The sequence below is a fragment of the Aurantiacibacter spongiae genome (assembly GCF_003815535.1).
GTDB lineage: Bacteria > Pseudomonadota > Alphaproteobacteria > Sphingomonadales > Sphingomonadaceae > Alteraurantiacibacter > Alteraurantiacibacter spongiae.
Map to the genome: position 1 here is coordinate 66,082 of NZ_RPFZ01000001.1, position 26,546 is coordinate 92,627.

The 26,546-nt window shown below is 65.1% G+C and carries 27 protein-coding genes; 12 read left to right on the forward strand and 15 right to left on the reverse strand.

What is annotated here, in order from left to right:
• Positions 1-146 precede the first annotated feature (146 nt).
• A complete protein-coding gene (mutL, locus tag EG799_RS00320; protein WP_123877487.1) occupies positions 147-1,958 on the forward strand; it encodes a DNA mismatch repair endonuclease MutL in 1,812 nt (603 codons plus the stop codon).
• Positions 1,958-2,470, forward strand: a complete 513-nt coding sequence (locus EG799_RS00325; protein ID WP_123877490.1) for a hypothetical protein — start codon at positions 1,958-1,960, stop codon at positions 2,468-2,470. The genes mutL and EG799_RS00325 overlap by 1 nt, the downstream gene beginning before the upstream one ends.
• Positions 2,471-2,477: 7 nt before the next feature.
• Here the strand turns inward: EG799_RS00325 and EG799_RS00330 are convergent, their stop codons facing one another.
• From EG799_RS00330 to EG799_RS00340, 3 genes are all read right to left on the reverse strand, one after another.
• On the reverse strand, positions 2,478-3,263 hold the full coding sequence (locus EG799_RS00330) for a MauE/DoxX family redox-associated membrane protein (RefSeq protein ID WP_123877493.1): 786 nt from the start codon (positions 3,261-3,263) through the stop codon (positions 2,478-2,480).
• A gap of 10 nt (positions 3,264-3,273) precedes the next feature.
• A complete protein-coding gene (locus EG799_RS00335) occupies positions 3,274-4,110 on the reverse strand; it encodes a DUF1206 domain-containing protein (protein WP_123877496.1) in 837 nt (278 codons plus the stop codon).
• 259 nt (positions 4,111-4,369) lie between these two features.
• Positions 4,370-5,095 (reverse strand): NYN domain-containing protein, encoded by a 726-nt coding sequence (locus EG799_RS00340; protein ID WP_123877499.1) that lies wholly within the window; start codon positions 5,093-5,095, stop codon positions 4,370-4,372.
• A gap of 146 nt (positions 5,096-5,241) precedes the next feature.
• On the opposite strand from EG799_RS00340, the gene EG799_RS00345 reads away from it, so the two are divergent.
• Positions 5,242-5,787, forward strand: coding sequence for a hypothetical protein (locus EG799_RS00345; RefSeq protein ID WP_123877502.1), 546 nt, complete (start codon positions 5,242-5,244; stop codon positions 5,785-5,787).
• Here the strand turns inward: EG799_RS00345 and EG799_RS00350 are convergent.
• The gene (locus EG799_RS00350) at positions 5,756-6,322 is read right to left on the reverse strand and encodes a ferric reductase-like transmembrane domain-containing protein (RefSeq protein ID WP_234028944.1); all 567 of its coding nucleotides are present in this window, start codon (positions 6,320-6,322) and stop codon (positions 5,756-5,758) included. The genes EG799_RS00345 and EG799_RS00350 overlap by 32 nt on opposite strands.
• On the reverse strand, positions 6,319-6,966 hold the full coding sequence (locus tag EG799_RS00355) for a carbonic anhydrase (protein ID WP_123877505.1): 648 nt from the start codon (positions 6,964-6,966) through the stop codon (positions 6,319-6,321). The genes EG799_RS00350 and EG799_RS00355 overlap by 4 nt, the downstream gene beginning before the upstream one ends.
• Before the next feature lie 106 nt (positions 6,967-7,072).
• On the opposite strand from EG799_RS00355, the gene lipA reads away from it, so the two are divergent.
• Both lipA and EG799_RS00365 read left to right on the forward strand, forming a co-directional pair.
• Positions 7,073-8,014 carry a lipoyl synthase gene (lipA, locus tag EG799_RS00360; RefSeq protein WP_123877509.1) on the forward strand — a complete coding sequence of 314 codons (942 nt, stop codon included), beginning with the start codon at positions 7,073-7,075 and terminating at the stop codon, positions 8,012-8,014.
• Positions 8,014-8,475 (forward strand): type II toxin-antitoxin system RatA family toxin, encoded by a 462-nt coding sequence (locus tag EG799_RS00365; protein WP_123877512.1) that lies wholly within the window; start codon positions 8,014-8,016, stop codon positions 8,473-8,475. Before lipA ends, EG799_RS00365 begins: the two co-directional genes overlap by 1 nt.
• Here EG799_RS00365 and EG799_RS00370 read toward each other — a convergent pair.
• Together EG799_RS00370 and EG799_RS00375 are read right to left on the reverse strand one after the other, a co-directional pair.
• Positions 8,436-8,951 (reverse strand): CinA family protein, encoded by a 516-nt coding sequence (locus EG799_RS00370; RefSeq protein ID WP_123877515.1) that lies wholly within the window; start codon positions 8,949-8,951, stop codon positions 8,436-8,438. The two genes, EG799_RS00365 and EG799_RS00370, sit on opposite strands and share 40 nt — an antisense overlap.
• The gene (locus EG799_RS00375; RefSeq protein WP_123877518.1) at positions 8,948-10,129 is read right to left on the reverse strand and encodes a bifunctional 2-C-methyl-D-erythritol 4-phosphate cytidylyltransferase/2-C-methyl-D-erythritol 2,4-cyclodiphosphate synthase; all 1,182 of its coding nucleotides are present in this window, start codon (positions 10,127-10,129) and stop codon (positions 8,948-8,950) included. The genes EG799_RS00370 and EG799_RS00375 overlap by 4 nt, the downstream gene beginning before the upstream one ends.
• 76 nt (positions 10,130-10,205) lie before the next feature.
• On the opposite strand from EG799_RS00375, the gene dusB reads away from it, so the two are divergent.
• The 7 genes from dusB to hflX all read left to right on the forward strand — a co-directional run bounded on the left by dusB (position 10,206) and on the right by hflX (position 19,580).
• The gene (dusB, locus tag EG799_RS00380) at positions 10,206-11,228 is read left to right on the forward strand and encodes a tRNA dihydrouridine synthase DusB (protein WP_123877521.1); all 1,023 of its coding nucleotides are present in this window, start codon (positions 10,206-10,208) and stop codon (positions 11,226-11,228) included.
• The gene (locus EG799_RS00385) at positions 11,225-12,304 is read left to right on the forward strand and encodes a two-component system sensor histidine kinase NtrB (protein WP_234028945.1); all 1,080 of its coding nucleotides are present in this window, start codon (positions 11,225-11,227) and stop codon (positions 12,302-12,304) included. The genes dusB and EG799_RS00385 overlap by 4 nt, the downstream gene beginning before the upstream one ends.
• Before the next feature lie 4 nt (positions 12,305-12,308).
• Positions 12,309-13,712: a sigma-54-dependent transcriptional regulator gene (locus tag EG799_RS00390; protein WP_123877524.1), complete on the forward strand. Its 1,404-nt coding sequence runs from the start codon at positions 12,309-12,311 to the stop codon at positions 13,710-13,712.
• Between the two features lie 70 nt (positions 13,713-13,782).
• Positions 13,783-16,011: a sensor histidine kinase gene (locus tag EG799_RS00395; protein ID WP_123877527.1), complete on the forward strand. Its 2,229-nt coding sequence runs from the start codon at positions 13,783-13,785 to the stop codon at positions 16,009-16,011.
• A 56-nt stretch (positions 16,012-16,067) separates the two neighbouring features.
• Positions 16,068-17,453 carry a nitrogen assimilation response regulator NtrX gene (ntrX, locus tag EG799_RS00400; protein ID WP_123877530.1) on the forward strand — a complete coding sequence of 462 codons (1,386 nt, stop codon included), beginning with the start codon at positions 16,068-16,070 and terminating at the stop codon, positions 17,451-17,453.
• Positions 17,454-17,634: 181 nt separating this feature from the next.
• Positions 17,635-18,255, forward strand: a complete 621-nt coding sequence (hfq, locus tag EG799_RS00405; RefSeq protein WP_123877532.1) for an RNA chaperone Hfq — start codon at positions 17,635-17,637, stop codon at positions 18,253-18,255.
• Between the two features lie 53 nt (positions 18,256-18,308).
• Complete coding sequence (hflX, locus tag EG799_RS00410; protein ID WP_234028946.1) at positions 18,309-19,580, forward strand: GTPase HflX; 1,272 nt, start codon at positions 18,309-18,311, stop codon at positions 19,578-19,580.
• Between the two features lie 13 nt (positions 19,581-19,593).
• Here the strand turns inward: hflX and mazG are convergent, their stop codons facing one another.
• The 8 genes from mazG to EG799_RS00445 all read right to left on the reverse strand — a co-directional run bounded on the left by mazG (position 19,594) and on the right by EG799_RS00445 (position 26,534).
• Entirely contained in the window at positions 19,594-20,346 is a 753-nt protein-coding gene (mazG, locus tag EG799_RS00415; RefSeq protein WP_123877538.1) for a nucleoside triphosphate pyrophosphohydrolase, read from the reverse strand.
• Positions 20,347-20,460: 114 nt separating this feature from the next.
• Positions 20,461-20,628: a hypothetical protein gene (locus EG799_RS13895; protein ID WP_158610964.1), complete on the reverse strand. Its 168-nt coding sequence runs from the start codon at positions 20,626-20,628 to the stop codon at positions 20,461-20,463.
• Positions 20,625-21,392 carry an MBL fold metallo-hydrolase gene (locus EG799_RS00420; protein ID WP_123877541.1) on the reverse strand — a complete coding sequence of 256 codons (768 nt, stop codon included), beginning with the start codon at positions 21,390-21,392 and terminating at the stop codon, positions 20,625-20,627. Before EG799_RS00420 ends, EG799_RS13895 begins: the two co-directional genes overlap by 4 nt.
• Positions 21,389-22,207: a TatD family hydrolase gene (locus EG799_RS00425; RefSeq protein WP_234028947.1), complete on the reverse strand. Its 819-nt coding sequence runs from the start codon at positions 22,205-22,207 to the stop codon at positions 21,389-21,391. The genes EG799_RS00420 and EG799_RS00425 overlap by 4 nt, the downstream gene beginning before the upstream one ends.
• Positions 22,204-23,754, reverse strand: a complete 1,551-nt coding sequence (metG, locus tag EG799_RS00430; protein ID WP_123877543.1) for a methionine--tRNA ligase — start codon at positions 23,752-23,754, stop codon at positions 22,204-22,206. The genes EG799_RS00425 and metG overlap by 4 nt, the downstream gene beginning before the upstream one ends.
• Positions 23,747-24,709: a DNA polymerase III subunit delta' gene (locus EG799_RS00435; protein ID WP_123877546.1), complete on the reverse strand. Its 963-nt coding sequence runs from the start codon at positions 24,707-24,709 to the stop codon at positions 23,747-23,749. The genes metG and EG799_RS00435 overlap by 8 nt, the downstream gene beginning before the upstream one ends.
• A complete protein-coding gene (gene tmk, locus EG799_RS00440; RefSeq protein ID WP_123877549.1) occupies positions 24,706-25,341 on the reverse strand; it encodes a dTMP kinase in 636 nt (211 codons plus the stop codon). Before tmk ends, EG799_RS00435 begins: the two co-directional genes overlap by 4 nt.
• Positions 25,338-26,534, reverse strand: a complete 1,197-nt coding sequence (locus EG799_RS00445) for a D-alanyl-D-alanine carboxypeptidase family protein (protein ID WP_234028948.1) — start codon at positions 26,532-26,534, stop codon at positions 25,338-25,340. Before EG799_RS00445 ends, tmk begins: the two co-directional genes overlap by 4 nt.
• Positions 26,535-26,546 lie beyond the last annotated feature (12 nt).

Genomic DNA, 26,546 nt, shown 5'->3' on the forward strand with positions numbered 1-26,546 from the left:
AAGCGCCTTCGCCCATGCCGGTGGTGTGCGAAAGGTGGCGTCCTTTAACCGCAATGCCGCGCAAAGGCCAAAAAATTTGTCGAAAACAGCCAAGTTTTGCCCCGCTTTGCCTCGAAAACCCTTCGGTCGGTCTATAAGCATGGCGAATGCCGCAAATCCGCCGCCTTCCCGAGACGCTCGTCAACCGTATCGCCGCCGGCGAGGTGGTCGAGCGACCGGCGTCCGCGCTGAAGGAACTGGTCGAAAATGCGATCGACGCGAGAGCGGGGCGAATCGCGGTGACGATCGTGGATGGCGGGCTTACCTCGATCGAAGTGACGGACGATGGCTGCGGAATGACGCCTGGCGAGATGGCGCTGGCGATGGAACGGCATGCCACGTCCAAGATGCCGAACGAAGCCATCGAGGAAGTCGACACGCTCGGTTTTCGGGGAGAGGCGCTACCATCCATCGGCAGCGTGGCACGCCTGACGCTCGAGAGCCGTCCGCGCGTGGCCGCGCAAGGCTGGAAGCGGATCATCGATCATGGCGAAATCACCGGGGAGGGGCCCGCTGCGCTCCCGCCTGGCACCCGCGTCAGGGTGGAGAACCTGTTCGCGAAGGTGCCCGCCCGGCGCAAGTTTCTCCGCACCGCGCGAAGCGAGTATGCCGCCTGCCAGGATGTCGTGAAACGCCTCGCGATGGCACGGCCCGATATCGCCTTCAGTTTCAGACACGGTGATCGCCAGATATTCTCCGTGCAAGCCGGGGATGGAATCGAAGCTCGCGTCGCCCAGATCGTCGCGCGGGAACTGTCGGACAACGGCGTTTCTATCGACCTGGAAAGAGGGAACATGCGGCTGACCGGAATAGCGGGCCTGCCGACTTTCAATCGCGGTATCGCGGATCACCAATATCTGTTCGTCAATGGAAGACCGGTCAAGGATCGGCTGCTGACGGGTGCGGTCCGAGGAGCCTATGCCGACATGCTCGCGCGCGATCGCCACGCGGTGCTGGCTCTTTTCCTGCACGTCCCCCTCGCCGAGGTGGACGTGAACGTACACCCTGCCAAGACCGAAGTGCGCTTCCGCGACGCGCAGGGCGTACGCGGTTTCATTGTTTCCGGGCTGCGACAGGCGCTTGCGACCGGAGACAAGCGAAGCGCGCAGGCTCCCGACGCGGCTGCAATGGGACGCTGGCAAACGGAACCGGTGCGACAGGAGCCAGCTGCTGCCATGCGCTCGATCTTCGGCGGCCGCGACTGGAGCGGGCACGGCGGGGCAGTCGGTGCGCGGTTGTCCGAAGACCGCCTCGCATGGGATGGCCGGTCCGACCTGATCGATGCGCCACAGGGCAAGGCCGAAGTGAGCGGCGAAATACCTGATGAGGCTGCATCCTACCCCCTCGGCATCGCACGCGGACAGGTCGCCAAGACTTACATCGTCGCGGAAGCCTCGGACGGGCTCATTCTTGTCGATCAGCACGCCGCGCATGAACGTATTGTCCTTGAAAGGCTGCGGTCTGCGGGGGCGGGTGAAAAGGTTGCCGCCAGCCAGGCCCTGCTGATGCCGGAAGTGGTGGAGCTCGATGAACCGGCGTGCGATCGGCTGGAGGAACAGATCGGTTCATTCGCCGATCTGGGACTTGTCATGGAACGCTTCGGTCCCGCGGCCATGTTGGTGCGGGCAGTTCCGGGGGTCCTGAAGAAGAGCGATCCCGGAAAGCTGCTTCAGGATCTTGCCGACGATCTGGCAACGCACGGCGCATCCCTGCTGCTGGGCGAAAAGATCGAATACGTCCTGGCCACGATGGCCTGTCACGGTTCGGTGCGGGCAGGGCGGGTGCTCAACGTTGCGGAGATGAACGCGCTGCTGCGAGAAATGGAATCGACTCCGCGCTCCGGCCAGTGCAATCATGGGCGTCCCACCTGGGTGAAATTATCGATGGATGACGTCGAAAAGCTGTTCGGGAGGCATTGATGCATCGGTTCGCCTTGCTGGCATCTCTCGCATTCTTGTCGGGCTGCGGCGACGATCTCAGCGATACGGAGCGAGAGGCCCGCAACCGGGCCGCTGCCGATCAGGTTCGGGCGCTGAACGACGCCCCGCCGCCGCTGGTCGAAATCGTGCCCGAGCCACTGCTTCTTCCGGAAATCGAGGCGAACGATCTCTACGGCGATGGTTGCGCCTACGCGCCCGGGACCAGCATGGGAACGCGCGTTATAGCGCGGGAAGCCGATGCATTCATGAAGATCGACGACAGGGTCGTGCGCTTCGCCGCCGATCCGGGGTCGCGGGAGCTCCCGGACAATTCCCGATCGCTCTACAACGGGCGCGAATATTCTTTGCGCCTGACGATCGACGATGTCGAACCGGGCGAAGAGGCAGGGGCGAATACGGAGGGCGTCATGTCGGGGACGGTGTACCTGAGGGACCGCTGGGATCGTGTCGTCTATCAAGGCAGCGGAGCGGTCAATTGCGGCAATCTCTGACGCGCGCCTACATCAGGCCGGGTCGCAGGATCATCCAGATTGCCATGCCGACCAAGGCGAGGTTTTCGCCTAGCGACACCAAACCGGGCCGCACGTTGGCGCCGCCCCCGACGCAGGCGCTTCCGATTGCGCGTTTCTGGACATAGACCGCGGAGAACACGCTGACCGCGCCGATGCTGCCGATTGCGAATGCGATCGGAATGGATAGCCACGGCAGCATGCGTCCCGCCATCAGGACCGCCGCGATCGCTTCAAGGTAAGGGTAGAGATAGGCGTAGGGCACCCAGCGGACGGCCAGCAGATCGTAGCCGATGACCATTGTCGAAAAAGTCTCGATATCCTGTAGCTTGAGCATGGCGAGCATGGCCAGGCTGAACGTCACGAACCATTCGGCAGTGCGTGCCGTCAGCAACAGGCCGCTTGCCCACCAGCTTAGCGAGAGTGCAAGACCGAGAGCCACGGCAAACACGGCCATTATCGGTCGGTAGGCCGACCCTGCGCGGTCCGGCTCGGCGTAGCCAAATCGCGAGCGGAGCGCGTCGTAACCCCCGACCCGCTCCCCGGCGATAAAGGCTTGAGGCGTTGTTGCGACCTCGTGTTCGCGCTTGAATGCCTCGATCTCCTCGCGGGTGGCGAGGTGACGATCATCGACGGCATAGCCGTGACGCTGGAGCAGCCATTTCGCTTTCACGCCATAGGGACATATGTGCGTGTCCGTGACCGTGCGAAAGAGGCGCGCGGTCCCCTCGCGCGCCTCAGGTGTGGCCTCCGTCTTCGCTCGAGGCGTGCTCACCGCGGCTCCGTCAGGCCCTGAAGGAGGGCACCTTGCCGCCCGAACCCATGTCCGGAATGATCCGGTATCGAGCGAGGATGAAGCTGAAGATACCGAAGATCAGCAGCCCCAGCGCGACCAGCGTGAAGATCGCTCCTTCCCCGGCGAGGGACGCGACGGCGTCGCCGAGCGTCTTCACCTGGCTACTGCTCGCATTGAGGAAACCGGCCTTGAACAGCGACCATCCGATGACGACGAACACGACGGCGCGCGCCACGAAACCGATACCGCCCAGGATGCGGGTGTAGGACGGAGCCCCGCCGGCGATCCGGTGCATGAACGAGCCGGTTATGCCCTTCTTTGCCTGCGAGAAGGCGGCCGCGAAGAACGCCAGCCCGAGCACGCCCAGCACGATCCCGCCGAATTCGAGGGACAGGACGCCCGAGGCCGCTTCCTGCGCGCCCCCTCCGCCGCCCGAGCCGGAGCCGGAGCCCGCGGACTGGCCTGCCCCGCTTCCTTCCGAACTGGCGAACTCGAACGCCGAAATGGCGAGAGCGAAGTGGCCGATTGCGCTGCCGAGATGACCGATCCGCTTGCCCCAGCCCTTCGCGTCGGACCCGTTGTTTTCGATGTCGAAGAGCGGGGAACACAGGCGAAACAGGCCGTAAGCGGTCAGTCCGACGACCATGATCCACAGCAGTGCGGTGCCGCCGGGAAAGTCCTCGATCGCTCCGAAGATGCCGTTCGTTCCCTGGCTTATCCGGCCGGCACTGGTCAGCGCGATGAGGCCGAGCACCGTGTAGAGGATCGCGCGGCTGAAATAGCCCACGCGGACCAGCCAGCTGAACTTCTCCGACTTGTCGACCATTCCATGTTCTCCCTGTTTCGCTTTCGCACCAAACGCGGCGTCTGGCGATTGGTGCCGACAAAGGCGGGTCTCGCCAAGGTGTGACAGGTGTGACAGTGTCCTGAAGGCGAATCCCCCGCCGCCGTAGCGGAGCACCGAACGGGACGCGGAACGGACGGCAGAACGCCGGCACGGGAGGGATGGGCAGACCCTCAGCCGACACGACACCGGCCGCCCCGAGTAGGAAAGAGCGGAACCGACCGCCCCCGTCCTTGGCCCGCTAGCGCAGGCGCTTGACGTAGAGCTGGCCGTCGTCCTGCCGCTCCAGCGCGAAATTGTCGCTCGCTGCGCGCACCAGGTCGCTGAGCCGCTTGAACCCGTGATTGCGCACGTCGAAACTGGACCGGTTGCCGGCGATCTGGCCGACCTCGTGCAGGCGCGCGAAGCCGTCGTCGTCGCGGCTCGCCGCTTTCCACGCGCCGCCGAGCAGCTCGATCAGTTCATCGTCAATCTTCCGGTCGTTGCCGCCGTTCTTCGTGTTGCTGCTGTCATCCGAAGACGCCGTGCGGATCAGCTGGTCGACGTCGATGAAGCGCGTGCATGCGGTGCGGAACGCCTCTGGCGCCTTGGCGCTGCCGAAGCCGTAGACGAGCAGGCCATCCTGCCGCAGCCGGGTCACGAGCGGGGTGAAATCGCTGTCCGAGCTCATGATGCCGAAGCCGTCGACCTTGCCCGCGTTCAGCAGATCGATCGCATCGATGGTCATCGCCATGTCGGTGGCGTTCTTGCCGCGCGTCAGATCGAATTGCTGCATCGGTTGCAGGCCGAACCGGTGCGTGATCTTGTTCCAGTTCGCGAGGGCGGGCTTGGCCCAGTTACCGTATGCGCGCCGGATGTTCACCTGTCCGAGTTCAGCCAGCACGGTCAGCACGGGGTCGATCCCGTGATGGCTGGCATTGTCCGCATCGATCAGGAGGGCGATGTTGTTGAGGCTGGCTTCGGGCATGCCGTTCCATGACGCCGGGGCGGGCCGATGGCAAGCCAAGCGTTGGCGTCGGCGTTGACCAGGGACCACGAAGCTTCCGACAGGCAGGGGCTATGATCTTCGGACAAGTTTGCTAATGCGACCGCTTAGCAACAAGGAACCCCATCATGCGCGCCTCGATTCTCACCGCCACGCTTTGTGTCACCGCCCTTTCCCTCACCGCCTGTTCCGACAATACCGAGCAGACCGCCCCCGTCGCCGAGGCGGACGGAGCGGATGCCGGTAGCGATGCCACCGACGGGAATATCGTGGGCGAGGGGGCGACGGTCGTGATGGACGCCAACGCGGTTACCGAGCAGCAACTTGTTGCTCTTGACGGCATGACCCCGGACCTCGCGCAGACCATCGTGGCCGGACAGCCCTACGCCAGCGTCACCGATCTGGACGCGGCGCTGACCCGGACCCTTTCCCGCGAACAGGCCGACACTGTCCTTCGCAACGTCTTCGTCCCTGTGGACCTCAACACCGCGAGCGATGCCGAGTTGCGGCTCATTCCCGGCATGACCGAGCGGATGGAGCACGAGTTCAAGGAATACCGGCCCTATACCGACATCTCTCAGTTCGATCGCGAGATCGGCAAGTATGTCGACGAGGAAGAGGTCGCGCGCTTCCGCAACTACGTCACCCTCGACGCCGCTGAAGCCACATCCTGAGCAGTTCGATCATGGCGAGCGTGGCGATGTGCAACCATGCCGTGATCGGGTCGAACGCCGACAGAACCCAGTGCGCGAACATCAGGACCGCCGCTGGATAGACGAGCCGGTGCAGGCGCTTCCATGATCGCTTGAGAAAGCGCATGGAAGCGTCGTTCGACGTCGCCGCCAGGGGTGCGAACAGCGCCAGCGCCAGCCAGCCAAGCGCGATGTAGGCTGTCGACAGGTCCGCCAGAACGAAATCGAGCGAGCCCTTGCGCTGGAGGTAGATGGCCGTGTGCGCGGCGGCGTAGGCGAAGCTCGCTACCCCCAGATCGCGCCGGCGGCGCAGCAGCCAGCGCGTCCATGTCCGCGGTCCGAACAGCAGGCGAAGAGGCGTTACCACGAGCGTTGCCATGAGCAGCCACGCAGCCCAGTCGCCGCTGTCGCCAATGATGTGGCCGTATCCGTATTGCGATGGTGCGCTGGACCACCGGTACAGCATTGCCGCGCCCGGCAAGGCGAGGATCAGCCACAGGACAGAGCGCGTGGTCACGCTTCTGCGAACGTGCCCTTCTTCTCGTCCAGCAGGCGCAGGATACCGTCGGAAATCGCGAAGTGCGCGCCGCGCAGCGTCAGTTCGCCCGCGTTTTCCTTGTCCTTGACGAAAGGAAAGGTGCGCAGGTTTGCAAGGCTTACCTTCACCGCCGCCATCTCCATCGCCATGCCGGCCTCTCGCCCATTTGTGCCGTATCGCGCGGCGATGGGATCGCGTGCGTCGTCGAGCATGTGTACCCAGTTGGCGACGAACCCGCCAGAACCCGGATCATTGCCGTACAGATCCTGCGTCAGCGCCGCTTGGCATCCGCCGCACATGCCATGTCCCATCACCATGACCTCGCGCACCTTCAGGAACTGAACCGCGAATTCGAGCGCGGCGGAAACGCCGTGCTGGCCCGGTGTCGTCTCGTACGGGGGGACAAGCGCCGCGACGTTGCGCACGACGAAAATCTCTCCGGGAGACACGTCGAATATCTGCGCCGGGTCCACCCGGCTGTCGGAACAGGCGATCACCATGACCTTGGGCTCCTGCCCTTCGCGCAGCGACGCCCAGCGCTCGTGTTCCTCCCTGTAATCCCCGGCGCGGAAGCGGCGGTAGCCGTGAAGGAGGTGGGTGAGTTCGGTGCTTGGCTGGGTCATGGACGGCCTCCTGCAACAAGCGGGGGGATGCTGGCAAGACGTCTTGGCGATGTTGCCGGTTTCGGGGATTGCGGGGGCGCGGCCCGGTCCCTAAGTGCGGGAAGCGATGAACGACCTTTCCACCGCCCCGCAGCCCGACGAAGCGCGCCCCGCGCGCCAGCGCAAGCCCGACTGGATCAGGGTGAAGGCCCCCGTCAGCGAAGGTTTCAACGAGACGCGCAAGCTGATGCGCGACCTTTCGCTCAACACCGTGTGCGAGGAGGCGGCTTGCCCCAATATCGGCGAGTGCTGGACGAAAAAGCACGCGACCGTCATGATCCTGGGCGACGTCTGCACGCGGGCCTGCGCGTTCTGCAACGTGAAGACCGGTATGCCCCGGATGGTCGATCCGCTGGAGCCTGAACATACCGCGGCGGCGGCGGCGAAGCTGGGGCTCAAGCATATCGTCGTCACCAGCGTCGATCGCGACGACCTGCCCGACGGCGGGGCGGGGCAGTTCGTCCGGGTGATCGAGGCGATCCGGCGCGAGACGCCCGACACCACCATCGAGATCCTCACCCCCGACTTCCGTGGCAAGATGCGCGCCGCGGTCGAGGCGATCTGCGAGGCGGGGCCGGACGTCTACAATCACAATCTCGAAACCGTGCCGCGTCTCTATCCGACCATCCGGCCCGGGGCGCGCTACTACGCCTCGCTCCGCCTGCTCGAGGAAGTGAAGGCCCACGATCCGATGATCTTCACCAAATCCGGCGTCATGCTGGGGCTGGGGGAGCAACGCCTCGAAGTCCATCAGGTCATGGACGACATGCGCAGCGCGGACATCGATTTCGTGACGATGGGCCAGTATCTCCAGCCCACGCTTAGGCACGCCGCGGTCGAGGAATTCGTGACGCCGAAGGCGTTCGACGCCTACGGCTCGATCGCGCGGGCCAAGGGTTTCCTGCAGGTGGCGGCGACACCGCTGACCCGGTCCAGCTATCACGCGGGGGACGACTTCGCCCGGATGAAGGCCGCGCGGGAGGCGAAGCTGGCGAGGGTCAACGGCTGATGCCTTCGATCCGGGAAAAGCAGCGCCTGCCCTATACCTGCGAACAGATGTTCGATCTGGTCGCCGATGTGGACAAGTATCCCGAATTCCTGCCCTGGGTCGTCGCGACGCGCGTGCGCCATGACAGCGAGACGGCGATGACGGCCGACATGCTGGTCGGCTTCAAGGCAATCCGCGAGAAGTTCACCAGCAAGGTTGAGAAGGACCGGCCCCGCGCCATCAACGTGCGATATGTCGACGGGCCGCTGCGCGACCTCGACAACAACTGGACCTTCACCGAGTTGCCGGAGGGCGGGTGCGAGATCGACTTCTGCGTCGACTTCGCCTTCAAAAGCAAGATGTTCGAGGCGCTGGCCGGGCAGTATATCGACCGCGCCTTTCGCAAGATGGTGACCGCGTTCGAGAAACGTGCTGACGAGCTTTACGGCAACAGCAGTTCGAGCGCGCAGAGCGTCGCCTGACGGCGGACTTCGGCCCGGTCGCAGCCGTCGAAGACGCGCTCCTCCGCCGCGGGCTTTTCTTCGCCGCGAACCATGCGGGCGAACACGACCGTGCCGACCGGCTTGGCATCGCTGCCGCCCCCCGGCCCGGCGATACCGCTGATCGCCACCGCCACGTCGGCATCGCTGCGCTCGATCGCCCCGCTTGCCATGGCGTAGACGCAGGCCACGGACACCGCGCCAAACGCCTCGATGATTTCCTCCGCCACGCCCAGGTCGCGCTGCTTGGCGCCGTTGGAATAGGTCACGAAGCCGCAATCGAATACGTCCGAGCTACCCGGCACCGCCGTTAGCGCGGCGCTGACGAGGCCGCCGGTACAGCTCTCGGCGAGCGCGATGCGGCGTCCGGCGTCGCGGTTGGCGGCGATCACCCTCTCGGCAAGGGCGATCAGGTCGCCGGGAAGGAGGCTCGGCAGGCCGGAGGGGGTGTCTGTCATCGCGGTTCGTCCCGGTTGCGGACCACCAGCGTCGCCACCGCCTGGGCGGCGATACCTTCGGCGCGCCCGGTGAAGCCGAGGCGTTCGGTCGTGGTGGCCTTCACGCTGACGGAACCGGCGGGCACTTGCAGAAGTTCCGCCAGCCGGGCGCACATGGCTTCGCGGTGCGGGCCGATCCTGGGTTCCTCGCAGATCAGCGTCAGATCGACATTGCCCACCGCGTAACCCGCCTCGGCCGCCAGCGATACAGCGTGTTCGACGAAAGCCGAGGACGCGGCCCCCCGCCAGCGCGGATCGCTGGGCGGGAAATGCCGGCCGATATCGCCCTTCGCGCAGGCACCGAGAATCGCGTCGACCAATGCGTGCAGTCCGACATCGGCATCCGAATGGCCGGCAAGGCCGCGATCGTGATCGATCCGCACGCCGCACAGCCACAAGTCCTCGCCCTCGGCCAGCCTGTGCACGTCATATCCGGTTCCGACGCGGACGGGCGGGGGAGGGGGGGTATCGGTCCTGTCCACGAAATCCTCCGCGAAGGTGAGTTTCGCCAGTCGTTCGTCCCCCGTCACCAGCGCGACCTCGCCGCCCGCGGCGCGCAGCACCTGGGCATCGTCGCCGGCGTCGGGTTCACCCGGCCAGTCACGGTGCGCTGCGAGGATGTCGGCGTAGCGAAACGCCTGGGGGGTCTGCACGCGGCGCAGTTCCTCGCGCCGCGCGGAGCCTGCCATGCGCTCTCCCTCCGCCCGCACGAGCGAGTCGACGACCGGCAGGACCGGGATCGCTCCGGGATCGAATTGAAGCGCGGTCAGCAAACGGTCGATCACGGTTGCGGGGCAGTCGGGCCGCGCGGCGTCGTGGACGAGAACCAGCGAGGGCGCATCGTCCGCGAGACTTTCCAGCGCCGCCGACACGCTTTCCTGCCGCGTCATGCCGCCGGTGACCAGCCGCACGGCGCAGCCGCCGAGCGCGCCGCGCGCGATGTCGTCCGCGCCTTCGGGTATCGCGACCACGACCGGCCCCGCGCCGGCGGCGCTGAGCGCCTCGACCGCATGGCGCACGACCGACTTTCCCCGCCACGGGGCGAATTGCTTGGGCACCGACTGCCGCGCGCGCAGCCCCTTGCCCGCGGCGACGATCACCGCGGCGAAACGGGGGGAGGGAGCGGGCGTGACTGGCATCGGCGTCGCGCGCTACCCGCTTGAGTGCGCCCTAGCAATCCACTATGCGCCTGCCCATATTTTAGGCACACCCGATATGAGCAGCACCGATCTTCCCACTCCCCCGGCGATGGCGCCGATCGACATCGGTCCCGTGCGGATCGATTGCCCGGTCGTTCTCGCACCGATGACGGGCGTGACCGACCGGCCCTTCCGCACCCTGGTCCGCCGTTACGGTTCGGGGCTCAACGTGACCGAGATGATCGCCAGTCAGGCGGCCATCCGCGAGACGCGGCAGTCGATCCAGAAGGCGGCGTGGGACCGGAGCGAGGAACCGGTATCCATGCAGCTCGTCGGTTCCGACCCCGACAGCATGGCCGATGCGGCAAGATTGCAGGAAGACAACGGTGCCGCCATTATCGATATCAATTTCGGCTGCCCGGTGCGCAAGATCGTCGGCACCTATGCCGGCAGCGCGCTGATGCGCGAGGTTCCGCTGGCAACGAAGCTGATGGAAGCGACGGTGAAGGCCGTCTCGGTGCCGGTCACGGTCAAGATGCGGATGGGCTGGGACCACGCCAGTCTCAACGCGCCCGAACTGGCCAGGATCGCGCAGGATCTGGGCGTCAGGCTCGTCACTGTCCACGGTCGCACGCGCAACCAGATGTACAAGGGCAGCGCCGACTGGTCCTTCGTTCGCAAGGTGAAGGACGCGGTGTCCATCCCCGTCATCGTCAACGGCGATATCTGCACCATCGCCGATGCGGCCACGGCGCTGGAACAGTCGGGCGCGGACGGGTTGATGATCGGGCGCGGCGCCTACGGAAGACCGTGGCTTCTGGGCCAGGTCATGCACTGGTGGCAGACCGGCGAAAACCTCGCCAGCCCCAGCGTCGACGAGCAGTACGACACCGTGGTCGAGCACTACGGCGCGATGCTGGAGCATTACGGTCAGGACGTCGGGGTGAAGATCGCCCGCAAGCATCTGGGCTGGTACACCAAGGGGATGCATGGCAGCGCCGATTTTCGCAACAAGGTGAACTTCATCGACGATCCGCGCACGGTGCTGGACGAACTCGAGCGGTTCTACACGCCGTTCCTGCATCGCCGCGCCGCGTGACGAGGCGGATCGTGGCGCCGCCCGCTCCCGGCGACCAGATTGCCGGCCTGGGCTTCGCCTTGCTGCTGATCGATCCGGACTTGCGGGTGGTCGAGGCGAACCCGGCGGCAGAGGATCTGTTGGGGATCGGATCCGCGCGGCTGATCGGGCAGACGCTGCTCTCCCTTCTCACCATCGTCAATCCGCGCATCGTCGAACAGGTCCGCAGTCCCGACGTGCGGATCGTGGCGCGCGGGGTCGACATGCAGGTGGGGGAGCGGGCGATGCGGTGCAACCTTACCGTATCAACCCTGCCCTCCCACCCCGGCTGGCGTGTCGTCACCCTTTCCGATTCCAGCCAGGGCGAACGCTTCGAGGCGCAGGAGCGTCGCGGAACGCTGCGCGGGCCAGCCGTGCTGGCGCACGAGATCAAGAATCCGCTCGCCGCGATCAAGGGGGCCGCCCAGCTGCTGACGCGCAAGGTCGGGGCGGGCGAGGCACCGCTGACCGCCCTGATCGCCGACGAATCGGATCGGATTGCCGGGCTGATCGACCGGATGCAGCGGCTGGGGCGAGAACGGGCCGAACCCGTCGGCCCGCTCAACCTGCACCAGGCCATCCACCGTGCCTATTCCAGCGTGCGCCTCGCCAGCGACGGACCGATCGCCTGGCGCGAGGAATTCGATCCCTCTCTGCCCCCGGTACTGGCGAACGAAGGCGCGCTCGTGCAGGTGCTGGTCAATCTGATGGCCAATGCGCGCGATGCGGCCCGCGACAGCGTCGCCCCGCAGGTGACTATCCAGACCCGGTTCGTCAGCGGACTGGTCATGAACGTCATCCGCCTGGGCCGGCCGGTCAAGCTGCCCATCGAGATCAGGGTGAGCGACAACGGAACCGGCATCGATCCGTCGGTAGCGGACAACATCTTCGAACCGTTCGTCAGCAGCAAGCCGAACGGGCAGGGACTGGGTCTGTCGCTGGTGCAGAAACTGGTGCGCGACATGGACGGGCGGATCAGCCATGAACGCGATGAAGCGGCCGGACTGACGCATTTCCGCGTACACTTGCCGGTAGCCAGGTCGGGGGAAGGGGCCTGACGTCATGAGCCGCAAGGCCTTGCTGGTCGAGGATGACACGGCCATTGCGACGGTGGTCAGGGTTGCCCTGGAAGATGAAGGGTTTGCCGTCGAAACCTGCGATAGCATCGAGAAGCGCGACGCCGCCCTGGCGGCGGGTGGTTTCGACGTCATGCTGACCGACGTGATGCTGCTCGACGGGGACGGGATCGACAGTCTTCCACGCGTACAGGACGCCCATCCCGACATGCCGGTCATCATCCTGTCCGCGCAAAATACGCTCGATACCGCGGTACGCGCGGCGACGCGGGGGGCGTTCGAATACTTTCCCAAGCCCTTCGACCTCGACGATCTGGTGCGTGCGGCGCGGCAGGCGGTCGATGCACGCTCTACCGGTGCCGAACAGACCGGCGAAGCGGCGCAGGACATGCCGCTCGTGGGCCGAAGCAAGCCGATGCAGGACGTCTATCGTCTCATCAGCCGGGTGCTGGGCAACGACCTTTCGGTGCTGGTGCTGGGTGAAAGCGGCACCGGCAAGGAACTCGTCGCGGAAGCCATTCACGAACTGGGCAGCCGCAAGACCGGTGCCTTCGTCGCCGTCAACGCCGCGGCCATCCCGCACGATCTGATCGAGAGCGAATTGTTCGGGCACGAAAAGGGCGCGTTCACAGGCGCTACCGCCCGGCGGATCGGCAAGTTCGAGCAGGCGGACGGCGGCACCCTCTTTCTCGACGAAATAGGGGACATGCCGGCTGCCGCGCAGACCCGCCTGCTGCGGGCGCTGCAATCGGGCCGCATCCGCCGTGTCGGCGGGTCGGAAGAAATCGCCGTCGACGTGCGCATCGTGGCGGCCACCAATCGCGACCTCGCCCCGTTGATCGCGGACGGGCGCTTTCGGGAAGATCTCTATTACCGGCTGAACGTGGTGCCGATCCATCTTCCACCGCTGCGGGAGCGGACCGACGATATCGAGCCGCTGGCGCGACACTTCCTCGGGCTGGCCGCACGGGAAGGCCTGCCGCGCCGGACACTGGGGCGCGACGCCGCCGATCTTCTCGCTCGCCAGCCCTGGCGGGGCAACGTTCGCGAATTGCGCAACCTGATCTACCGCGCCGCCCTCCTCGCCCGGGAGGACGAGATCGATGCTGCGCTCGTGACCGGGCTGCTAGACGAACCGCCACAGGTTGACGATGCACTGGAAGATATCGGTGCGAGCGTGACGAAGTGGCTCGAAAACCGGCGATTTTCCGAAGGCTCTCTCTACCGTGACGCGCTGGCGGAGCTGGAACGACCGCTGCTGCGTCACGCCCTGGCGCGCACTGGCGGAAACCAGCTTCGCGCGGCGCAGGTGCTCGGCATCAATCGCAATACGCTGAGGAAGCGGCTGGGCGAGCTGGACATCGACCCGGACGACTTCGCGCACGGCTGAACCGCGGGGTTCCAAAAGGTTAACAAAAACCCCTTGCAAAAAGGCAACACCGGCGTTGTAACCTTGCCACGTGGCGTCGGCCCCATCTTCCGCAACGGCCCAGACCGTACGCAAGCGCTCGCGCTGGAGACGGCGCGCGCAGATCACCGCGCGTCGCATCAACCTGTTCTTCTGGCTCGAACTCGCGGCCTACGTCGCCCTCGCGGTTATGCTGGCGACAGCCTGGGTGGCGCTGGGCGTTCGATCCGACAAGGGTGAGCCGATCCCCTCGGCGCAGGCCGCCGCGCTGCTTGTCAGTACGCTCATCCCGGCGCTCGCCATCGTCGTCCTGTGGGGCAGGCGGGTAGCCATCCGCCGGGCGGGCACGACGACCGCGCGCCTGCATGTCAACCTCGTCTTCTTCTTTTCGCTTCTCGCGGCGATCCCGACGCTGATGGTGGCGGTGTTCGCCTCGTTCCTGTTCCAGTCGGGCGTGCAGTTCTGGTTTTCCAGCGATTCCAGGGGGATATTGGAGAATGCTAACGAACTCGCCCGCGAATCCTACGACGCCAATCAGCGCAACGTTCGCGACAACGCCATCGCGATGGCCAACGATGTGCGGGCCTTCCTGAACGAATTTCCCATCAACAGCAGCGATTTCCAGGAACAGTATCTGCTGCAGACCTACTATCGCGATCTCAGCAAGAGCGCCATTCTCGTGGTCGGAGAAGACGGAGTCCTGCGTACGCCCGCCATCGTCGCGCCCGATCAAGGCGATGTCAGCCAGCTCGTCAGTGCCGATACGATTGCCCGGATCCGCGGGGGCGAGGATGTCGTCGTCAAATCCTATCCCGAAAGCATCGACGCGGTGACCGCGCTCGATCAGGATGCGACCGTTTTCCTCTACATCTCGCGCCGGGCCAATGCGAGCTATCTGCGGCAGTATCAGCTGGCGCAGGACGTGGTCAGCAATTACGATGAACTGAGCGCCAACGCGCGCGTGCTGCAATTGCGCTTCAACATCGCGTTGTTCTTCGTCTCGCTCGCGCTGGTGGGCCTTGCCGTCTATGCAGCGCTGCGTTTCGCCGACCGGCAGGTGAAGCCGCTTGCCGAGCTGGCCGGCGCGGCCCGCGAGATCGGCGCCGGGAATTACGCCATGCGCGTTTCCGGGCGCGCCGGGCAGGACGAGATCGGCCTCCTCAACCGGGCCTTCAATCGCATGACCGCGCAGATCGAGCGGCAGACCGATGCGCTGCTCGGTGCCAACCACCAGCTCGCCGAGCGGCGCACCTTCATCGAGGCTGTGCTGCAATCGATCACCGCCGGCATCATTTCGGTGGACGGGGAGGGGCGCGTTTCGCTGATGAACAACTCGGCCCGCGCGGTGCTGCTCGACGATCCCGAAGCGGTCGTGGTCGGGACCGACCTTCACGATATCGCGCCCCAGCTTTCCCGGCTGGTGGAGGAGGGCGCACCGAGCGAGATCATCCAGCTCAATCGCGGCAACGAGCTGCTGACGCTCGCCGTCCAGATGGCACCGGCGACGGAGGGGCACGTCATCACCTTCGAGGACATCACCCGTCGCCTGCTCGACCAGCGTCAGGCTGCCTGGTCCGATGTCGCCCGCCGCATCGCGCACGAGATCAAGAATCCGCTCACGCCCATCCAGCTCGCCACCGAACGGCTGAAGCGGCGTTACGGCAGGCAGATCGACAAGGACGTGGAACTGTTCGAAGAGCTGACCGGAACGATCATCCGGCAGGTGGGAGACCTGCGGAAGATGGTCGACGAGTTCAGCAGCTTCGCCCGCATACCCAAACCCCATTTCCGCAGCGAGGACGCGGTCGACCTGCTCCGCCAGGCGCTGTTCCTGCAGGAGGTTGCGCATCCCGACATCGCCTACCGGTTCGAGGCGGAGAGCGAGATCGGCCCCGTCGAGTGCGACCGTCACCAGTTCGGGCAGGCGATGACCAACGTGCTCAAGAATGCCGCCGAAGCGATCGAGGCCCGCCGCCGCGACGCGCCCGAGGACTGGCGTGGTCGAATCGGCGTGACCGTGTCGCGAACGGGCCGGATGATGCGCATCGACGTGAAGGACAACGGCATCGGCCTGCCGAAGGGCACGGTCAATGTCATCGAACCCTACGTGACGACGCGCGAGAAGGGGACCGGCCTCGGACTCGCGATCGTCAAGAAGATCGTGGAGGAGCACGGCGGCGACATCGCCTTCACCTCTCCGCCGGGCGGTGGAACCTGCGCCACGCTGCGCTTCGCCATCGATCCGGCCGAGGCTGGCGAGACCAGCGAGGCCGCGGAATGAGCCGACAACAATCGCACGATACCGGGGCGGGCTCGCCCCCTGAAGGAAGGTACTGAATGGCACTCGACATACTGGTAGTCGATGACGAGCGCGACATCCGCGACCTGGTAGCCGGCGTTCTCGACGACGAGGGCTACGAATGCCGGACCGCCGGGGATAGCGACACCGCGCTCGCAATGGTCGACGAACGCCGGCCGAGCCTCGTGCTGCTCGACGTGTGGCTCCACGGCAGCCCGATGGACGGACTGGAGGTGCTCGATGCGATCAAGGCGCGCGAACCCAATCTGCCGGTGCTGATCTTTTCCGGCCACGGCAACGTCGATACCGCCGTCTCCGCCGTGGGGCGCGGGGCGATGGACTTCATCGAAAAGCCGTTCGAGGCGGAAAAGCTGCTTCACCTCGTCGCCCGCGCGACCGAAACCGAGCGCCTGCGCCGGGAGAACGAGCGATTGCGCGAAGGCTTCGCCTCGCCCGATGAATTCACCGGCAATTCCACGGTCATCAACCAGGTCCGCGCGACCCTGAAGCGTGTCGCCAACACGGGCAGCCGGGTTCTGGTGAGCGGCCCGGCCGGCGCCGGAAAGGAAGTCGCCGCCCGCCTGCTGCACGCCTGGAGCCCGCGCGCCGACAAGGCTTTCGTCACCGTCAATTCCGCGCGCATCACGCCTGACCGTTTCGAACAGGAGTTGTTCGGCGAGGAAGCCGACGGCAAGATGGTCCGGCCCGGACTGCTGGAAATGGCGGATGGCGGCACCCTCTATCTGGACGAGGTCGCCGACATGCCCGAAAGCACGCAGGCCCGCATCCTGCGCGTGCTGACCGACCAGAGCTTCGTTCGCGTCGGCGGCAACCGGCAGGTGGGGGTCGATGTGCGGGTCGTGTCCTCCACCGCGCGCGATCTGCCGACCGAGATCGAGGAGAAGCGCTTTCGCGAAGACCTGTTCTACCGCCTCAATGTCGTGCCTATCGAGATCCCGCCACTGGCCGACCGAAGAGACGACATACCCGCGCTCGCCGACCATTTCTTCACCCGCTACGCCCGCGAGCAGGGCCTGCAACCCCCCGCCATCACCTCGGAAGCGATGGCGGCGCTGCAAGCCTACGACTGGCCGGGCAACGTGCGGCAGTTGCGCAACGTCATCGAACGAACCGTCATCCTCGCCCCGCGCGAAGAGTTCGACACGATCAAGCCGGACATGCTGCCCGCCGAGATCACCGGGGGCGGCGATACCGAGGGCGGCGGTATCTCGACGCTCATGGGAGTACCGCTACGTGAGGCGCGGGAGAGTTTCGAGCGCGAGTATCTTCGCGTACAGATACGGCGCTTTTCCGGGAATATCTCCAAGACCGCCGGTTTTATCGGCATGGAGCGTTCGGCCTTGCACAGGAAACTCAAGCTCCTGGGCATGAACGACCGAAATGGCGATGGCGACAGGGACTGAGCACGTTCTTCCAGTGACATCACGCGAGCATTACGGAACTAACCGGGCGTCTTGTTCTTTTCCTTTCTGCATGGCGATGTTGCGTGCGCGAAAAATGGCGGCGATCATCGCCCTCGCATCGCGATGTCGCCAGATTGCGTCCGTCCCTCGCGGCGGTCGCCAAAAAACAGGACGGTAATCCATGACGAAGGGCACATTGTCCGCCCGACCGCGAGCCACCCCGCCGACGGCAGAGGAAAAAGCGAGGCGACCCGCCACGGACGGTCGCTCGAGAAGTGACGGCAAGGGGACGAACCTGCAAGACCTGTTCCTCAATCACCTTCGGCGCGAGAAGACCCCCGTCACCATGTTTCTCGTCAAGGGCGTGAAGCTTCAGGGCATCGTGACCTGGTTCGACAACTTCTCCATCCTGCTGCGCCGCGACGGACAATCGCAACTGGTCTACAAGCACGCCATTTCCACCATCATGCCCGGGCAGCCCATGGACGCGGACATGTTCGGGCCGGGTCACGAAAGCAGCCGCAAGGCGCGCTTGCTGCAGGACATCTTTCTCTCCCGGGTGCGGGACGCGGGCGTGCAGGTGACGATGTTTCTGGTGAACGGCGTCATGCTGCAGGGCCGGATCGCGGCCTTCGATCTGTTCTGCATGCTGCTGGAGCGCGAGGGATACGTGCAACTGGCCTACAAGCATGCCGTATCGACCATTCAACCGGCGACGCATGTCGACCTCACCGACGAAATCGACGAGGATGAGGACGGAAAAGACGATGCCGCCGATGCTGACGAAGGCGACGACGACTGATAGTCGATGACGATATCGAAGGCGAGGTCACGCGCGGCGCGCGGGCCCTCGTCGTGTGTCCGGACATTCGCGGCCAGCGCACGGCGGAAGATCCCGCCTCGCGCCTTGCCGAAGCCGAAGGTCTGGCGATGGCGATCGGGATCGTCGTCGCCCATAGCTATGTCCTCCAGGTGCGTGAAATCCGTCCGAATACGTTGTTCGGTGCCGGTCAGGTGCAGAACATCGCCACCGATTGCGAGCTTCACGACGCAGAGCTGGTTATCGTCGACGGGGCGCTGACGGCCATTCAGCAACGCAACCTGGAAGAGACGATCGGGCGCAAGGTCATCGATCGTACCGGGCTTATCCTTGAGATTTTCGGGGAGCGCGCCGTTACCGCGGAGGGGCGGCTGCAGGTTGAACTCGCGCATCTGGATTACCAGCAGAGCCGGCTCGTGCGCAGTTGGACCCACCTTGAACGCCAGCGCGGCGGTTTCGGCTTTCTCGGCGGCCCCGGAGAAACGCAGATCGAGGCCGACCGACGGATGATCCGCGACCGGATGGCGAGGTTGCGGCGTGAACTCGAGCAGGTGCGCAAGACCCGGGAACTGCATCGCAAGCGGCGCGACCGCGCGCCCTGGCCGGTAATTGCTCTGGTTGGTTACACCAACGCCGGCAAATCGACGCTGTTCAACCGACTGACCGGGGCCGATGTCATGGCCGAAGACTTGCTGTTCGCAACGCTCGATCCGACCATGCGCGCCCTTGATCTGCCCGGAGTCGAGAAGGCGATTCTGTCCGATACGGTCGGGTTCATCTCCGACCTGCCCACCCAGCTGGTCGCTGCATTCCGTGCCACGCTGGAGGAAGTGACCGCCGCCGACATCGTGCTTCACGTGCGCGACATCGCCAACGCCGACAGCGCCGAACAGAAGCGGCAGGTTCTCTCCGTTCTCGCGGATCTCGGCGTGGTGAACGAGGAGGGGGAGGGGGCCGAGGCGCCCGTCATCGAAGTATGGAACAAGATCGACCTGCTGGATCAGGAGACAAGGGACGACCTGGTCGCCGCGGCGCGGCAGGACGGTTCCGCGATCGCGCTTTCAGCCGTATCGGGTCAGGGAATGGAAACCCTGCGCGAGACGCTTGGCGCAGTGCTTACCGAGGGCGCTAGGCTGCATACCATGACGTTGCCCGCGAGAGATGGCGCGCGAATCGCGTGGCTTCACGCGCATGGCGAGGTTCTGTCGGAAGATGATGCCGGGGTCGGAGAGGACGGTCCGCTGCGACAGATCGCGGTACGGTTGACAGAGAAGGAATGGGGACGCTTCATCGCGCTCGAGGCTTGAACCCCCGGATTCCTCAGTCCTCCGCCTGCTTGACCTTCTGCCAGAGCGTTTCCTGCGCATCGAGATCGAGCGCGGCGAAAGCCCCGTCTGCGGCGGCTTCCATTGCGCGGTAGCGCCGCTCGAACTTGGCGTTGGCGGCTCGCAGGGCGTTTTCCGCGTCGATACCGTATGCACGCGCGACATTGACCGCTGCGAACAGGAGGTCGCCGGCCTCCTCGAACCGGTGAGCCTCGTCCGCCTGCGAAAGCTCCTGCAATTCCTCCACCAGCTTCGCTGCCGGACCTTCGCGATCGGGCCAGTCGAAACCGTCGCGCGCGGCACGCTTCTGCAACTTTTCCGCGCGCATGAGCGCCGGCAGGGCGCGCGCAATGCCGTCCAACGCGCTGCGCGCCCCGGTTTCAGCGCGTTCGGCGGCCTTGATATCCTCCCACCGAGCGGCATCCATAGAGCCTGTTTCCGCGCTGAAGATATGCGGATGGCGCGATTCCATCTTGTCGGCGATGGAACGGGCCACATCTTCGAAGGCGAAAAGACCGGCTTCCTCGGCCATACGGGCGTGGAACACGACCTGTAACAGGAGATCGCCGAGTTCGCCGCGCAAATCATCCATGTCGGACCGCTCGATGGCATCGACGACCTCGTAGGCCTCCTCGATGGTGTACGGCGCGATGCTGGCGAAATCTTGCGCGAGATCCCACTCGCACCCGCGCTCCGGGTCGCGCAACCGGGCCATGATCGCGAGCAGACGATCGAGTTGAGCTGTCATGGTCTTCCCGCGGCGGGAGGGGAGAAGCCGAACGATATCCGGTTGGTAGCGAGCGCAGCAGGACGATAATATATATTATGTAAAATCACGAAGGCTTCCATGCGGTGGGTTCCTTCACCTGAGCAGCTCCACGACCAGAAAAAGCGTTGCGAAGATCGTGAGCCAGATCAAGGAAATACGCGTCGTCTTCGCTGCGTCGATCCGGTGCGCCCGGTAGGCCGACGCCGCGAGAATTCCCCAGCCGACAAGAGCGACGAGCGAAACGGCCTGCGCCGAACTCACGCAGCCAGTTCCAGCCCGTCATATCCGACCAGGACGTTGTCGGGTATTTCTCGACTGAGCGCGGCGTAATCCATGCTCTTGTCCAGATGCGTCAGCACCGTGATCTCGGCGCGGCTCCGGCTGCCGAGAGCAATTGCCATCTCGAGATTGGCGTGCGTGGGATGCTTTTCCCGCCGCAGGCAATCCGAAACGAGGATGTCCACCCCGTCGAAGAGATCCACCATGCCATCGGTTATCTCTGCGAAATCAGTAGCGTATCCAATGGATTTGCCATCGGCTTCGAAGCGATAGGCGGTCGAGCAGATCGCGCCATGCGGCATCTCCTCGCTATCGACGCCAAACCCCGCATGCATGCGCATCGTGTCCAGCGTCGCCAGCTGCACGATACTGGGATATCCGTGCTGGCCGGCGAAGACATATCCGAACCGAGCTCGCAGGCGCCGCGCCGTTTCGGCCGATGCGAAACCGGGTATGCCGGTCGAGCGGCCGAACCGGAGCGGGCGCAGGTCGTCGATGCCGTGACAGTGATCGGCATGATCATGCGTCCAGAAAACGCCGTCGATGCTGCCGATCTCGTTGTCGAGAAGCTGGCGACGCAGATCGGGAGAGGTGTCCACCAGCAAGCGGCGCCCCTCGTCGCTCTCTACCACGATGGATACGCGAGAACGGCGGTTACGGGGTTGCGCCGGATCGCATTCGCCCCAGTCATTTCCGAGGCGCGGCACGCCGGTCGACGTGCCGGACCCGAGCATGATGAGCTTCACGTGGCCACTCCCGGGTCGCTGCCGGCCGGGTCCGCCTTGGCGAACAGGCTGAAGAAATTGCGCGTCGTCGCTCGCGCCAGTTCGTCGAGCGGCTCATCGCGCAGGTCCGCGACGAATTGCGCCGTGTCGCGAACGAAAGCAGGCTCTCCGGTCTTTCCGCGATGCGGAACGGGGGCGAGAAACGGACTGTCGGTTTCCACCAGCAGACGATCCGCGGGTATCTCCGTGACGAAAGCCTGGAGTTCCTTGGCATTCTTGAAGGTCACGATCCCAGAGATCGAGATCGTCAGGCCGAGTTCGAGCACCTTGCGACCGAAACGGGCGGAGGCCGTGAAGCAATGGATGAGGGCTGGGAAAACGCCCTTCCTCATCTCTTCGTTGAGGATCCGAAGGGTATCTTCCTCGGCCTCGCGCGTGTGGATTACCAGCGGCAGACCGGTTTCGCGCGCTACATCTATGTGCATGCGGAACAGAACGCGTTGCGTGTCCCGGTCTGACCTGTCGTAGTAGAAATCCAGTCCGCTCTCCCCGATCCCGACGACGCGGGGATCGTCGGTGGCGTCGCGCAACGCCCGCCGCCCCAGATCGGCGTGCCGGTCCGCCTCGTGAGGGTGGATCCCGACCGTGGCCCAGACATCGGTTTCGCGATGCGCAGTGGCAACGACGTCGCGCCATTCGGACTGACGGGTGGAAATGTTGAGAAAGCCCCGGACGCCGCGGGCGCGCGCATTGCCAAGTATCTCGTCCTGCCGATCGGACAATCCCTCGTAGTTGAGGTGGCAATGGCTGTCGATCAGGGGAGCCGAGAGGGTCAAGGGGTGCCCCCGCCCCCGACTTCCAATCGAGGAAAGACGGGCGTGGGGCTGTCGACCATGATGACGCCGTGGGCGCTGTTCGTGTCGAGCGCGGCGAAGCTCCGGTCCTCGGCCGGAATGGAAAGAGCGTCGAGAATCTTTGCGCAAGACTTTGGTATGACCGGTGAAATCGCGATGGCGAGCATACGGATGCAATCGCACAACGTCGCCAGAACGCGCGCCATTCGCTCAGGATCTGTCTTGCGCAAGGCCCATGGCGCCTGCTCGTCCACATAGGCGTTGCACGCATAGACAGCCTGCATCCACGCTTCCAGCCCCGCGGCGAAGGCCAGCTCTTCGAACTGCCCGGGCAGTTCGACCGCGCACACACGGTGCACGCGCTCGCGCAGCGCACGGTCCGCATCGCCGGGCAAAGCGCCGGCCTCGATGCGCCCACCGCAATTCTTGGCGATGAAGCTCAGGACGCGTTGGGCCAGATTGCCGAAGCTGTTGGCGAGTTCCGCATTCGCCCTGTTTATAATGGCTTCCGCAGAGTAGCTCCCATCCTGTCCGAAACTGAATTCGCGCAGCAGGAAGTAGCGCAGCACATCGACGCCGTACTGCCTTGCCAGCGCGCCGGGATCGGTGACGTTGCCGAGCGACTTGGACTCCTTCTGTCCGCGGTTCAGCAGAAAGCCGTGGGCGAAAACCTGTCTGGGAACCGCGAGCCCGGCGCTCAGCAGGAAAGCTGGCCAGTAGACCGTGTGGAACCGCGTAATATCCTTGCCGATAAGATGGACGTCCGCCGGCCAGAACTTTAGCATGTCGCCTGTTTCATCCGGAAAACCCAGCCCCGTCAGATAGTTGGTGAGGGCATCTACCCAGACATACATGACATGGCTTTCGTCGCCCGGAACCCTGACCCCCCAGTCGAAACTCGTCCGGCTGATGGAAAGGTCTCGCAAGCCCCCTTCAACGAAGCGCAGGATTTCGTTGCGGCGACTCTCGGGGCGGATGAAGCCGGGATTGTCGCGATAGAGAGTCAGAAGCCTGTCCTGATAGGCCGACAGTCTGAAAAACCAGCTCTCCTCGACGGTCCACTCGACCGGCGTTCCCTGCGGGGAAAGCTTCTCGCCCCCCTCCCAATCAGTCAGTTCGCTCTCGTCGTAATAAGCCTCGTCGCGAACTGAATACCATCCCTCGTATCGGTCGAGATACAGATCGCCGGTCGCCTCCATCCGCCTCCACATCTCCTGGCTCGCCCGGTGATGCTCGGCCTCCGTCGTGCGAATGAAGCGATCATAACTGATATCGAGATCATCGAACAACGCCCTGAAATAGCCCGACATCTCATCCGCCAGTTGGCGCGGAGTCGTTTCCAGGTCGCGCGCCTTCTGCGCCATTTTCAGCCCATGCTCGTCGGTACCCGTCTGAAATCGCACCTCGCGTCCGCGCAGCCGATGAAAGCGGGCGAGAACGTCGGCCGCGATCGTCTCGTAAGCGTGGCCGATATGCGGACGCCCGTTGGGGTAATGGATCGCTGTGGTGATGTAGAACGGGTCAGCCATTGGCCGCACCCCTAGAAGCGGCGAGATTGCCTAGCAAGGTGCCGATTTCCATCACCAGCAGACCGGAATCGAAATTATATGTCGGGGCCTCCCCGGCCAGCCGCGCGAGGGCACCGTGCGCATCGACCAGCGCGGGTATTCCAGCGGGCTGCACGCTGTGCATCCGGTCGGTCACCACGGCCCTTGCAAGGTCTATCGCGGCAAGCTGACGCTGGCGACTGGGCCTTGAACCCATCGCATTGGCCAGGCGCCCTCGCAGGGCGAAATCCGGGTCGCCGCGCTCGGCGATCGTTTGCATCAGCGCGTGCATCTTGCCGAGATCGAGTTCGACGAACTCGAGCGCCGCGCCGGGCGATCCGCTTGCCGCAGCGATGGCTGCCTCGCGCATCTTGCTGTCGGCCTGCGGCGCTTCGCGAGCGAGTACGACCTGCATGTCGCCTTCGTCTAGCGGAGGAAAATCGAGCACGCGGCAGCGCGAACGAATGGTGGGCAGCAGCCGGCCTATCCGGTGCGCGATCAGCAGGAAGAAGGTGCCGGAGGGCGGTTCCTCTAGGCTCTTGAGCAAGGCGTTGGCGGCGTTCTTTTCGAGATCGTCCGCAGGATCGATGATGACGGCCCGGCGCGAGCCGAGGGTCGGCCGGGTGGTCAGTCGACGCTGGAGGGCGCGAACCTGATCGATCTTGATGTTGCGGGCGATCTCGTAAGGCTTGCCGCTATCGCGCTTGCGCGCTTCATCATCGTTTTTCGGCGGATGGCTGAGATAGCGGATGTCCGGATGATCGCCGACCGGTTGCGGCACGGCGGGATCGGCCACGAGTTCTCTCGCGGCGGCCATCGCGAAGGCGGCTTTGCCCACACCGCGGCGACCCGACAGGATCCAGCCGTGGTGCATCCGCCCGCCCGCCATCGCGCGGCGCCACTGCGCCCACGCGGTATCGTGTCCGAGGTAGGTCAACCACCCTCCCCGATGAGCGGGGCGAGCGACTGGAGAATGCGCTGGTGGACATCCTCGGGGGAGCCCGCCGCATCGATCACCGTGAAACGCTCGCTCTCGCTGGCCGCCAGCGTACGAAACCGCGCCGCGACGCTTTCGTGATAGGCGAGCGGACGTCCGCCGATCCGGTCCGCACCGTCCCCGTCGCGTGCCGCCAGACGGTGACGCATTTCCGCCGGGTTGGCAGTCAGGAGGATCGTGACATCGGGCAGGAGACCCCAGGATCCGATCTGATGGATTGCCATGATGGCATCATCGAACAGCGTGTCTCCCCCGCCCTGATAGGCGCGCGACGAATCGATGAAGCGGTCGCACACCACCCATTTCCCGGCGTCGAGGGCGGGCGCGATGACCTTCTCCACATGGTCCGCCCGCGCCGCCGCGAACAGCAACGCCTCCGCCCGCGCGCTCCACTCTCCTTGTGAATGCAACAGAAGGGCGCGGATTTCCTCGGCGCCGCTGGTTCCCCCGGGTTCGCGCGTCTCCAGCACTGGCAAGCCCCGCGCCGCGAGCGCGTCGGCGAGCATTTTCGCCTGGGTGGACTTCCCGACGCCCTCCCCGCCCTCGAACGTGATGAAGCGGCCCTCCGTCATGTCAGCCAGCTTTCCACGGCATTGACGACGCGTTGGAGCGGATTGGCGCGCGGTACGGCTTCCCCGGCTTCGAGCGGCAGGTCGAGCGTGGGTCGGCCGTCGATCGAGAGACGCAGCCGGGCCACCGGCTGCCCCTTGGCGACAGGTGCCTCCACCGGTCCGCGATAGGTGAGTTCGAGCGCGTAACGATCCGGCCGCATGCCCCGCGGCAGGGCGACCACGACATCGCTCGCAGGCTCGAGCGGCACGGCATCTTCGGCCCCGTCCTGCACCCGTGCCCGCGCCACCTTTGCACCGGCCGGCACGATCGTGCGCCGATCGAAGGCTTCGAACCCCCATTCGAGGAGCGCGCGCGCCGCGGTGTCGCGCTCGCGCGCCGTGGGAGAACCGGCGAGAACCATGACGAGGCGCGTGTCACCCCGCCTGGCCGAGCCGAGAAAGGTGTAACCCGCCTCGTTCGTGAAACCGGTCTTCAGCCCGTCTGCACCCGGCACGCGGCCCGTGACCGGGTCGTGATTGCCCTGCGTGATATCACCCCAGGTCAGCGTGCGGTGGCCGAAGAAACGGTGGTAGAGCGCCGGGTAACGCTGGGTCACCGCCTCCCCCAGCAAGGCCAAATCGCGCGCCGAGGTATAGGTCTGCCCACCGTCGGGATAGCCGTTCGGCGATCCGAAATGCGTGTTCTGCATGCCCAGTTCGGCGGCGTTTTCATTCATCAGTTCCAGCCATCTGTCGAGCGATCCCGCTGCCGCCACCGCCATTGCCACGCTCGCGTCGTTGCCCGACACCGTCGTGATGCCCAGCAGCAATTGCGCGATCGTCGGCCGGTCGTTGGCGCGCAGGAACATGTTGGACCCCTCGGCATACCAGGCGTCTTCGAGTTCCTGCGTGTAGCGGAACGGCATGTCGAGCCGCAGTTGGCCCGCGTCTATCAGCTTGAAGGCGGTATAGACGGTCATCACCTTCGTGACCGAAGCGGGCATGAAGCGCCGATCCGCCTCGCGCTCGAACAGGATCTGCCCGTTGGTGAGATCGACCAGAAGGGCAACCGGAATATCCTCCGGCACCGGTGCGGCGTTGGCGGCGGGAAGCGGAACGCCGGTCCGCTCGGGCTGAATTTCCGGCCGCGCCGGGCTGGCGAGCGCAAGCATTGCCGCACCGGCTGCCATCGCCTTCGCTGTCGCCCGTTTCACGCCCTTTGCGCC

Coding starts and splice junctions, on each gene's coding strand:
- EG799_RS00335 (WP_123877496.1), bottom strand. CDS start 4,110: ATGGTCGACAAGTCGGAGAAGTTCAGCTGGCTGGTCCGCGTGGGCTAT.
- lipA (WP_123877509.1), top strand. CDS start 7,073: ATGAACGACCTTTCCACCGCCCCGCAGCCCGACGAAGCGCGCCCCGCG.
- mazG (WP_123877538.1), bottom strand. CDS start 20,346: ATGACAGCTCAACTCGATCGTCTGCTCGCGATCATGGCCCGGTTGCGC.
- hfq (WP_123877532.1), top strand. CDS start 17,635: ATGACGAAGGGCACATTGTCCGCCCGACCGCGAGCCACCCCGCCGACG.
- metG (WP_123877543.1), bottom strand. CDS start 23,754: ATGGCTGACCCGTTCTACATCACCACAGCGATCCATTACCCCAACGGG.
- tmk (WP_123877549.1), bottom strand. CDS start 25,341: ATGACGGAGGGCCGCTTCATCACGTTCGAGGGCGGGGAGGGCGTCGGG.
- EG799_RS00340 (WP_123877499.1), bottom strand. CDS start 5,095: ATGCCCGAAGCCAGCCTCAACAACATCGCCCTCCTGATCGATGCGGAC.
- EG799_RS00370 (WP_123877515.1), bottom strand. CDS start 8,951: ATGACAGACACCCCCTCCGGCCTGCCGAGCCTCCTTCCCGGCGACCTG.
- mutL (WP_123877487.1), top strand. CDS start 147: ATGCCGCAAATCCGCCGCCTTCCCGAGACGCTCGTCAACCGTATCGCC.
- EG799_RS00345 (WP_123877502.1), top strand. CDS start 5,242: ATGCGCGCCTCGATTCTCACCGCCACGCTTTGTGTCACCGCCCTTTCC.
- EG799_RS00375 (WP_123877518.1), bottom strand. CDS start 10,129: ATGCCAGTCACGCCCGCTCCCTCCCCCCGTTTCGCCGCGGTGATCGTC.
- ntrX (WP_123877530.1), top strand. CDS start 16,068: ATGGCACTCGACATACTGGTAGTCGATGACGAGCGCGACATCCGCGAC.
- EG799_RS00390 (WP_123877524.1), top strand. CDS start 12,309: ATGAGCCGCAAGGCCTTGCTGGTCGAGGATGACACGGCCATTGCGACG.
- EG799_RS00325 (WP_123877490.1), top strand. CDS start 1,958: ATGCATCGGTTCGCCTTGCTGGCATCTCTCGCATTCTTGTCGGGCTGC.
- EG799_RS00355 (WP_123877505.1), bottom strand. CDS start 6,966: ATGACCCAGCCAAGCACCGAACTCACCCACCTCCTTCACGGCTACCGC.
- dusB (WP_123877521.1), top strand. CDS start 10,206: ATGAGCAGCACCGATCTTCCCACTCCCCCGGCGATGGCGCCGATCGAC.
- EG799_RS00365 (WP_123877512.1), top strand. CDS start 8,014: ATGCCTTCGATCCGGGAAAAGCAGCGCCTGCCCTATACCTGCGAACAG.